Below are 10328 nucleotides of genomic sequence, written 5' to 3' on the forward strand. Positions count from 1 at the left end.
ATTTTCAGGCAGCTCACTTGTCAAGAGTTGCTTTTTACTGCCTGTATTTCTAATTATACAACTTTTTAAAGTGTAATCCAACTGAAAGAGCTGTTGCTCTACGCATTTGTCCTTCTGTTATTCTGAAATTTCTGCTCATATGCAATATCCTGTAGAATACAATAAAAAGGATTTGACTGCAAAAATAATATTTTACAATCAAATCCCCAATGTTTTCTATACTTTATTTATTAATTAATTGAGCTTGAATTAACAGGTTTCTTACGGCTGTTGCAGCTTCGCTATTATTGAATATACCTTTAGGCACTATGGTGTCTTCTGTTCTTCCATTAAAGACCCCACTGCTTAAAGCTCTTTCTACATTTTTATATGCCCATGGTGCTATTTCTTTCTTGTCTTTATAAGTTTCTATTCTATTAGAATTCTTTTCTTTTAGGTTAACGATATCCATCGCTCTAGCATACATAGTCATCGCTTCTTCTCGACTGATTTGAGCATTGGCTTTAAAACTTCCATCCTCGTATCCATTGATAATACCATATTGTGATGCTATTGCAATCGCATCTGCAAATTCGTCTTGTACTGCCACATCAATGAATTGTCCAGGTTTAGCAGCGTTTGATCTGTAGATTCCCAAAGCCTTGGTAATGTACTGTGCAAACGATCCTCTGGTGATTGCTTCATCTGGTTTAAAGCTTTCCGGATTACTGATAATTAATCTGGATGCCATATCATTGACAGCATTTTTGGACCAATGATTTTCTACTGAGGATACCGTTATATTATGTTCTATCACACTATACGTGGAGTTTGTAAGAGAATTTATCCGTGCAAAGCATTGGCCGTCTTCCTTAAATGCGGTTGTAGGTACAGGGCAAAGTTTACCGGATTTATCCACCACAACTGCTGTTGTGATATTATCTAAGCTAACGTTCTTCGGAATGGTTAATACTCTTTCTACATAACTGCTAAACCTCTCCGCTTCTACTTTTTTGTCCCCATATATGCAGTTGATATTAAACGTCTCTGGATTAACAAGCAATTTACAATTCATTTCTTTAGCGGCCTTATCGATTGCTGCTTTCACTTGTTCCGTTGTTTTTGAGATTTCTATGTTCACTTCTATGTCTTTAAGTGATATCTCTTTACCAATGTTTTTTGATATACTGTCTATAGCAATTTGGGATGCTGGCAGAACATATGTGACTGTGTCTGTTCTAACTTCTAAAACAGCTTGTTTTAATTCCATATTTTTAACAAGTTGTCCACTTAACTTGAAGTCTACTTTGTCTGCTTGTTTATTCACTGGTATCGTCACTGTTGGTTTTTCTTCTTGCTTCATTTTTTCTTCTATTTTTGCTTCATCCGCTGTAACTGTTACTACAGCATCATTGTTGATCTTTTCTATCTTTACATTAGCAGCTATTGCACTTTTACCATTGATACTGATTTCAATGCTTTCATTTTTATTTGGAGTAGTACTTTTACTGTGGTGGGATCTACGCTCTTCTTTTATGATTGCATCAAACAATACTTTGTTTGTACTTTCTACAGGTTCACCGGAAGCGACTCCATGCTTTGCTACTGGGGTTACTTCAAAACTAATATATTTCCCTTGATCTGATTCTTTTATCACATAAGTTGTTGTGTTCGCTCCATCAATCTGTATTTTGTTTTTTCCTTTTGCATCCTCTGATCGATACCATTTAAATATACTAGTACCTTCCAGGTCATTGTTCTTTTGCTTATAGGTATAATGTCCTGTCAAAGTTTCTGTCTCAGCTGTTTTTGTCAGAGCAACTCCTGGCTGAGCGGATCCCGTTATGGACACAGATTGAGCCTCTGGTTTTTCTGATTTAATACTGGCAGTAGCTGTTGGCGCAATATCAATGAGATAATATTTATCTGTATCGTCTCCTTGTAAACTCAAATTGATCAAACTAACTTCTTTGTCATTTCCCATATCCGCATTTATAAAAACTGCCTCTGAACTTAAGCTTACATTAGACAAATCTTCTCCTGTTAAACTAACAAGATGTACGGAACTGTCTATACTTATATTGGCATCTGCATTTCCATCATATAGCTTATCCTCTGCTTTTAAAACCCCTGCTATTCCAAGAAGCTTTTTAAAATTTGGGTATTGTCCGCTTTCTTTGTTCCAAACAGAAGATGTCCATGATGAAAATGTTAAAACATCTTGCATCTCACTCGTCGTTTTTCCAGTACCTATGACAGAATAACTATAAGTAGCAGTATCTTTATCCCAAAAATTATTTATATCTAAACTACCTGATCCGCCTTGTCCTGCAAAGCTTCCTAGATAGGCGGTGCTACCAGATGCACTTTCTACTTTTCCTGTTGAATAACAATTTTTTATACTTGATCCACTTACACATCCAACAAATCCTCCCATACGATAAACTTGATAGTCCTTCGAATTCGTTACATCTCCGGTTGAATAGCTATTTTCTATACTTGAATGGCCCCAAACACCGCCTATTAGTCCACCTACTTGTGCCCTCCCATCGCGTACATCACCTATTGAATAACAAGCTTTTACAGAAACGTCTTTAATCATTCCAACTAAACCTGCATGCCATATGTTGGCCTCTATACTCTCACTGGAATTATTTGTATATCCCTTTGTTCCTTCGGCTATTATCAAAACATTTGTGTAACTTCCCACAATACTAGAATTATGGGCCGCACGACCAATGAGTCCTCCCACTGAAAGACGACCGGTAATCGTTCCGGTAGCATAAGAATTGAAAATAATACTGCTGTTTTCTATATAACCTGCTACTGCTCCTATGTACCCAGCTCCTTCTAAATCTACATTTTCTAAAGCAAGATTTTTAAGAACTGCACCATCTAAATATCCAAACAAACCTATATAATAACTTTCCGGATACTCTGATTTCTTCACTGCAATCTCTTGTTTAATTTTTAAATTATTGATTTTATAACCCTGTCCGTCATATACTCCTGTAAAGAAATGGTCTTCATTCCCTATCGGATTCCAACCGGTTCCCGACTGATAAGATGTCAAATCAATATCACTTGTCTGTAAATAATATTTATTCCATTCACTCGAATTTTCTGACAGCCAATAAAGGTCAGCCGCTGAACTGATTTTATAAGGATCAGTTGCTGTTCCTGAACCGTCCGGTATAGATTCTGCCATTACAGGCACAGGCGTATAAATAAATGTAATCGCTATCATAAGGACTATTGCCAAAACAATCCGAGCAACTTTTTTCAATAAACTGATTGAATAAACCATATTTTTTTCCCTTCCCATCTAATTTACTTTTTTATATTTATTTTACTGGCTCATGCGTAACAAAACCGTAACAAAAAAAGGTCTGACCGCAATATACAATAATTTACAGTCAAACCTATATTTTTTTTTATGAATATTCCCAGCGTCAGCTTTCCTTTAACCAAAGTCCCTCTGCTCTTTACTTTGACATAGCCTTCCTGTTGTCAGTTCTGCCCAACTGTAGTTTACCATATATTCTCCAGCAAATGCGTTCATCGTAGGTACATCACATTCTAAAAAACGATAATAGTCACAATCAAACTGATTTGTATCCACAGCAATATAATTTCGCTTTCGCACGATCACATCTTTTGCTCCCACTTTTTTTAATGTTTTCAGCAGGTCAGATATATGTACCCGCAATTGGGTTTGCAAAGAACTGTCATATGGTCTATCCTCATACAGTATGGCAGCTAGTTCCTGCATGGTCAGCCCCGCCCCTCTTCGATCCACCAGACAGGCAAAAAGTTCCTTGGTTCGGCTTCGTTCAAAAAATAGTGGCTTTCCCTGTGCAAATATCTCAAAGTTTCCAAAGGTCTGCACCTGAATAAATGCTTCTTTTATCGGCAAAGGATATCGCAAGTTTTCTATCTCTTCCTGTATCTGTTCCACGCTCACCGGCTTAGTGATATACCCGCTGGCATGCAGTGTGAACGCCTCAGGCATATATTTCGGAAAGCCTGTTACAAATACCAGATTGACTTTAGGTAACGTTTCTTTAAAACACAAAGCCAGTTCAATTCCGCTCATACCATACATTTCTATATCCAAGAATGCCACATCGGGATAAAATCCTTTTCCGATTTCGTCCAGTGCCTTCTGTGGGTGCAAAAACCCTCGGATCTCCGCCTGCGGCTGTGCCTTCTTTAATTTGGAAAGCAGATTCTCCAGTGCAAGCCGTTCATCATCCACCGCAATAAAATTCATAGATTCACCCCCTTTGGTATAGACATGGTCACTACTGTGCCGACATCGATTTTGCTGTCAATGCAAAAGCCGCCCCCACATTGACGGTGTAACCGTTCCCGTGCATTATCAATTCCTATATGATACCCTTCAATCCATATATCGCTATTCAGATCAAAACCCACACCGTCATCTGTTACCTGAATAATGTAGTCGGTCTGACCATCCCTAATGGAAATAGTAATGGTACCACCCTCTGCTCGTTTCGTGATCCCATGGCGTACCGCGTTTTCCACCATGGGCTGTACCACCAGCGGCGGTACGAGAAAACCGTCCGCTTGAATGTCATACTCTACCTTAAGCCGCTCCTCAAAGCGCATTTGTTCTAATGAAAGGTAATGCTTCACATTCGATAACTCCCGTTCAATCCGAATAAGCTGTGTCTCGGTGGAGAAGTCGATATTACTACGTAGAAAGGCGGCAAAATCCACAATTGCTCTCTGTGCTTTTTCACTATCAGTTTCGCAGAGCTGCTCGATAGCCGTCAACGTGTTATAAAGAAAATGAGGCTTAATCTGCGTTTGCAACAATGCCGTTTCAGTCCATTTTATTCTTTCGGAAGCCTCCTGATACTGTTGGCGTACTTGCTGACCATCTAATTGCATCCATCTAACATATTCCGTTATTGCGACTGCAAAGACCATGGAAACAGTTAGCATAATAATCAGTTCAGTGGGCAGATGAAACGTCGATATACCCATCTGAATTATACCTTCACAGACAAGCATAGATATCGCATACAATAAGATGGTCAAGCCCCACCCAATCATAAACAATCGCTGTTCCTTATGCCCGGATCGATGCATTCTAAATGATACGTATAAAATAAAAAGTGGAATAATAATTGTCAAAGAATGCCCATAAAAGTTTGCCGCCACTTTATCCATAAAGCAGATAGGGTAGCCCATAAGACAGGCCGCAATAAAGAATAACAAGGTTTTGTAATAAAACTTATTGTAGACTTTAACACCTGAAAAGATGATAAAAAACACGATGATTGAAAGGATAAACAACAATCCGATTTCGATCGATAATCTCATTATAATATAGGAATGAGAAGGTATTATGATATTATACATCCCATAGCTGATACCCTGATGGATGCTGAGCAGTAGAATGCATATGGAAAAAGCAAGAAGGTTTTTATCTTTGATCTTAAAAAAAGCAATTAAGTTTGTGAATGCAACTGCTACCAGCATTCCAAAAAGAAAACTGTTCAAGGAGAACTCTACAATCCTAGCCTGATTCAGTTCTTTTTGTGTATAAAATTCCAGCGTATAATTATGTGAATAGTCAGATTGAATTCTCATATATATGGGCTTTTCTCTAAGCGTATCTGTATTTAGTTGAAACACCGGATATGTCATGCGCTCGTCATCTCTAGTTAAACTGTTAGCCCAACCGGAGTAATGAACATCATAGCCATCTTCCGTTGGTATGTAAAGCTGTACGTCCTGTATATTCGGACAGAACAATGCAATGTAATTTTTCAGCAGTCTCCGCTTCTTTGCCTCAATCCGAATCCAAAAAGTTGAGTGGCTTCTACCAAAGGAGAACGATGGGGTCTCATTCCTCACAAAACCACCCTGATCCCATTTGGCAGAAGCGTCATAAACAGTCAACCGTCCGACGGTATCTTCATAATAGGAGATCATCATCTGATCTGGAAGCGCACGTTCCTCTTTCGGCGGAATATTCAGTGTGTAAATTATTCCAAAACTTACAAGCAATGTCAACAGCCCTACCCCAGTGAATATGAGCGATTTTTCTGTTTTTTTTGAATTGTTCATATAACCTATTCTTTCCTTCAATAAACCACCGATACCGTAAAGAGAACATAATCAGAAGCGTACTTTGCCGCTTCATTCTTTTACTTTAATTATATAACGGATTTAATATATTTTCCAATACATGCTTTACAAGTAGACTATATTTTGCTTCATGACGTATCTCGTAAGCCTGCCTCTGCAACCATTGGTTTTTTTATTTACCTCATCATTGCAAAGAAATAAAAATGGTGATATTATATAGTTTACTCACTCATACATCAACCATATCATATAAATAATAGCGAGGTACACGTATGTCTGATCATTATATTAAAGTATCCGGTGCAAGAGCGCGAAATCTAAAAAATATAAATCTCTCGATACCAAAAAAAGAAATTACGGTTTTTACAGGTGTTTCCGGTTCCGGTAAATCATCTTTGGTTTTCGATACAATAGCGGCAGAATCACAAAGGCAATTAAATGAAACCTACACCAGTTTTATCCGCCACCGTATGCCTCATTACGGAAAGCCCGATGTGGATAGTATCGAAAATTTGTCCGTAGCCTTTATTATCAATCAAAAAAGATTAGGTGGTAATGCCCGATCAACGGTTGGAACAATCACAGATATTTATTCTGTATTACGTTTATTGTTCTCTCGAATTGGAGAACCATTTGTAGGTTATTCCAATGTTTTTTCATTCAACAATCCGTCGGGAATGTGCGAACATTGCGAGGGTTTGGGAAGAATTGAAACCATTGATATTGAAAGACTGTTAGATAAAAATAAATCCTTAAATGAGGGAGCTATCCGTTTTCCAACTTTTGAACCCGGTGGCTGGCGATTAACACGATATATTTATTCAGGCTTTTTTGATAACAATAAAAAATTGAAAGACTATTCTTCGGAGGAATTGGAGCTGTTACTTTACGCCGATGGAATTAAAGTTAAAAATCCCACCCCCGAGTGGCATAAAACCTCCTTATATGAGGGCTTGATTCCACGCATTGAGCGGAGTTTTCTAAAAAAAGAAGATGGCGAAAAGGTCAGATATGGAAAAAAAATTGAACGGTTTGTTGCAAAACAGGATTGTCCCCACTGTCATGGAACACGCTTGAATAATAAAGTATTATCTTGCAAAGTGAACGAAAAAAATATTGCGGAATGTGCAAATATGCAAATTAGTGAGCTTTTGAATTTTGTTCAATCTGTTGATGCTCCTATAGCTGCACCAATTATTTCGGAACTTGTGAATCGGATTCATCACATGGTGTCCATAGGACTGGGTTATTTAAGTTTAAGCAGAGAAACCTCTACACTTTCAGGTGGAGAGTCGCAAAGAATTAAAATGGTTAGCCAGCTTGGCAGCAGTTTGACCGACCTCACTTACATTTTTGATGAACCGAGTATCGGGCTTCACCCTCATGACATAAGTAAAATCAACGAGCTTATGAGGCTGTTACGTGACAAAGGAAATACCGTTTTGATTGTAGAGCATGATCCGGACATGATAAAAATTGCAGACCATGTTATTGATATGGGACCGGGCGCAGGAACCCACGGTGGGGAAATTGTATATCAAGGAACTTTAGATGGACTGAAGACAGCAGGTACGCTTACAGGAAAGCATTTATCCTATTGTCCCGAACTAAAACCAAATACGCGTGCTCCGAAAGGTTGGCTTTCCATTCAAAATGCAACTATGCATAATTTAAAGAATCTTTCGGTCGATATACCAAAAGGAGTAATGACTGTTGTAACCGGAGTTGCCGGTTCAGGAAAAAGTTCGCTTATTAATGGGGTATTGCCACAGTTATATCCAGAAACTATTTTTATTGACCAGAAAGGAATTCAAGCATCAAAACGTTCCAACCTCGCGACATTTACCGGTATCTTTGACCGTATCCGGAAATTATTTGCAAAAAAGAATGGCGTAAGCGCCTCTCTATTCAATTTTAATTCACAAGGTGCTTGTCCCTCCTGTAAAGGTCTGGGCGTTACTTATACAGATCTGGCATTTATGGATACAATCGTTACCGTGTGTGAAGAATGTCATGGAAACCGCTATACGGATGAAGTGCTTGCTTATGACCTAAGAGGAAAGAACATTGCTGATATTCTTAAAATGACAGTTATGGAAGCCTTAGAATTTTTTCAGGAAAAAGAAGTCGTAGCCGTTCTGAAACGACTTTCGGACGTTGGCATCACTTATGTTTCTTTGGGACAACCCCTAAGCACGCTTTCAGGGGGTGAATTACAGCGGATTAAACTCGCTTCCGAGCTTGAAAACGGTGGTCAGATTTATGTATTGGATGAACCATCTACAGGTCTGCATATGGCTGATATCAAACAGTTGATTCATATAATGAATCACCTTGTAGACCAAAATTCCACTCTCATTGTTATAGAACACAATTTAGATATTATCTGTCAAGCAGATTGGATTATTGACATAGGTCCCTATGCAGGACAAAATGGTGGTGAAATTATGTTTACAGGATTACCAAAAGATTTAATCAACTGTCCGGATTCTTTTACTGGAAAGCACCTAAAACAGTATCTTAATGAAAAACAGGAGGTTAACTGAATGGCTGTCAAAGAATTAGAGGAAAGTTATGTTCCCTTTCAATGCATGATTGTATCCGATTCAAATCGCTTCAATGTTGAGGGCGTTTCAACGGCACAATACTATATACTTGATACACTCTATAAGCAGGGGGCAAAAACCACCAAAGAACTTGCTGAAATGAGAGGTATCTCACAATCTGGTATTTCAAAATTAACAAAGCGTCTGCTGGATAAAAAATATATAATTCAGGAAAGGCAGACGAATGACCGCCGCTTTTACAATATTATTCTTACTAAAGAGGGAAAAGCTTTTTTAAATCGTGTAGAAGATTTTGGAAATGAAATCATGAACCTGATTGAAGAAGCATTAACAGAGGAAGAAGTGCACACTTTTTCAATGATGTGCAAAAGAATTACGAGCTTATACGCAAAAAAGTAACTTCACCGTTTGAATAATGCTTGGGTGCATAGTTTGAAAGCACGAAAAAGATAACAATGTAATAATTATAAAAAAAGGAAGCATTCGAAAGAATCTTCCTTCTCTTTACCTTACATGTTTTTTAATTGCACTTACCTTCCTCTTTCAAAGATTTAAGCCCTGTCTTTCAGATTGCCATGAATAAAACTGTAAATATTACAAATTTCATCTTCATTAGGGGCTTTACCATAAAATTGAGTGTATCGCTCAATTACTTCATTTTTGCTACACTCATTCCCAACAAAATTACCGATTCGGATAAGATCATTAAGATAATCAAAAAATTCTTCTTTACTTTCCGGGTGATGATGCGATGTAAGATAATAGGATGCATCATATTTTTTTATTTTATTTATCATCGGTAATAATTTATCTCTACTGTAACTCCATTCACCGCTATAAATATCTTCACAAATGCAGTCACCTAAAAATAATGTTTTTTCTTCAGGAATAAAAATAACAGTAGAGTCTTCTGAATGACAACCTCCAATATTATCAATTGTGCAGTGAATTGCCCCCAGATCAATCTCTAAATTTTCTTTAAATATTATATCTGCATTACCTGTTTTAAAACCATCGCGATCCGGCATTTCAAGTTTTATCATTTTACTGCAAAACTCGATTTCCTCTCCCTTTCCTACTCGCTCATCCAACATAAGATCATCCCATGACAATTTTTGCATTATATCCAGCTTTTCTTTTGTTTTATTATTGCAAACTGTAATTAAGTTCATGGTTTCTATCCCAAAGACATGATCCCAATGCCAGTGAGTCAGAACTAAATACTTTAGCGGTGGAATATCTAATTTGCTGACCTCCATCAAAAACTCATTCGCATGTGCCGGAGAATTGCCGGCATCTACAACTAAGCTATCTTTGTCGCCACAGATTAACCCCAATAAAGGTCTATCCGTCTTATCGTCATTTGGCATGTAATAAATTCTATCGGTAAACTTAGTAATCATATTTCTTGTACCATTCCTCTCTACGCCTGATGCTCCCTTGGACTCTGCTTATATTGTACATTAAAAAAGAAGTACGATAAACATTAAATTTTTATCCCTGCCCTTAATTTCATCTCTTTAATTCCAATCATTTCAAAAGTTCTTTGCAGTACTTCTTCTAGCATGTTTGCTTTCAAAAGCTCCTGCAAATCCACGAGTCTTACTACCATCTTATAAAACCAAAATTATGCTCCTTAAATTAGTAAAAGGAGTACTA

Annotated in this window: 7 protein-coding genes; 2 read left to right on the forward strand and 5 right to left on the reverse strand. The window is 37.6% G+C overall.

Features of this window, described 5'->3' with window-relative positions:
• Positions 1-223: 223 nt before the first annotated feature.
• From U5921_RS01075 to U5921_RS01085, 3 genes are all read right to left on the reverse strand, one after another.
• On the reverse strand, positions 224-3286 hold the full coding sequence (locus U5921_RS01075) for an S-layer homology domain-containing protein (protein ID WP_324824692.1): 3063 nt from the start codon (positions 3284-3286) through the stop codon (positions 224-226).
• Positions 3287-3442: 156 nt separating this feature from the next.
• Positions 3443-4252, reverse strand: coding sequence for a response regulator (locus U5921_RS01080; protein WP_324824693.1), 810 nt, complete (start codon positions 4250-4252; stop codon positions 3443-3445).
• Entirely contained in the window at positions 4249-6081 is a 1833-nt protein-coding gene (locus U5921_RS01085; protein ID WP_324824694.1) for a histidine kinase, read from the reverse strand. Before U5921_RS01085 ends, U5921_RS01080 begins: the two co-directional genes overlap by 4 nt.
• Positions 6082-6374: 293 nt before the next feature.
• On the opposite strand from U5921_RS01085, the gene U5921_RS01090 reads away from it, so the two are divergent.
• Positions 6375-8648 carry an excinuclease ABC subunit UvrA gene (locus tag U5921_RS01090; protein WP_324824695.1) on the forward strand — a complete coding sequence of 758 codons (2274 nt, stop codon included), beginning with the start codon at positions 6375-6377 and terminating at the stop codon, positions 8646-8648.
• On the forward strand, positions 8649-9068 hold the full coding sequence (locus tag U5921_RS01095; protein ID WP_324824696.1) for a MarR family transcriptional regulator: 420 nt from the start codon (positions 8649-8651) through the stop codon (positions 9066-9068).
• A 152-nt stretch (positions 9069-9220) separates the two neighbouring features.
• On the opposite strand, the gene U5921_RS01100 is transcribed toward U5921_RS01095, so the two are convergent.
• Positions 9221-10072 (reverse strand): MBL fold metallo-hydrolase, encoded by an 852-nt coding sequence (locus tag U5921_RS01100; RefSeq protein WP_324824697.1) that lies wholly within the window; start codon positions 10070-10072, stop codon positions 9221-9223.
• Between the two features lie 83 nt (positions 10073-10155).
• The gene (locus U5921_RS01105; protein WP_324824698.1) at positions 10156-10281 is read right to left on the reverse strand and encodes a hypothetical protein; all 126 of its coding nucleotides are present in this window, start codon (positions 10279-10281) and stop codon (positions 10156-10158) included.
• Positions 10282-10328: the final 47 nt, after the last annotated feature.

Source organism: Sinanaerobacter sp. ZZT-01 (assembly GCF_035621135.1).
Lineage (GTDB): Bacteria > Bacillota > Clostridia > Peptostreptococcales > Anaerovoracaceae > IOR16.